This is a genomic window from Psychromonas arctica, assembly GCF_038155225.1.
Classification (GTDB): Bacteria; Pseudomonadota; Gammaproteobacteria; order Enterobacterales; family Psychromonadaceae; genus Psychromonas; species Psychromonas arctica_B.
This window is the reverse complement of the sequence record NZ_JBAKBA010000473.1, coordinates 1-207: the sequence shown is the minus strand read 5'-3', so window position 1 is coordinate 207 and position 207 is coordinate 1. Positions and strand designations below refer to the sequence as shown.

Annotated in this window: 1 pseudogene; it reads left to right on the top strand. The window is 40.1% G+C overall.

What is annotated here, in order from left to right:
- Positions 1-3 precede the first annotated feature (3 nt).
- Positions 4-207, top strand: a pseudogene (gene rpsU, locus V6255_RS19125) (30S ribosomal protein S21); the annotation flags it as partial.

Here is a 207-nt window from a genome sequence, read left to right as displayed (position 1 = left end):
CATATGCCAGTAATTAAACTTCGTGAAATCGAACCATTTGACCTAGCACTACGTCGTTTTTAACGTTCTTGTGAAAAAGCAGGTATCTTAGCAGAATCACGTAAACGTGAATTCTTCGAAAAACCTACTACAGTTCGCATACGTGCTAAAGCAGCAGCTGTTAAACGTCACTTGAATAAACTTTCTCGTGATAACGCTCGTCGCGTT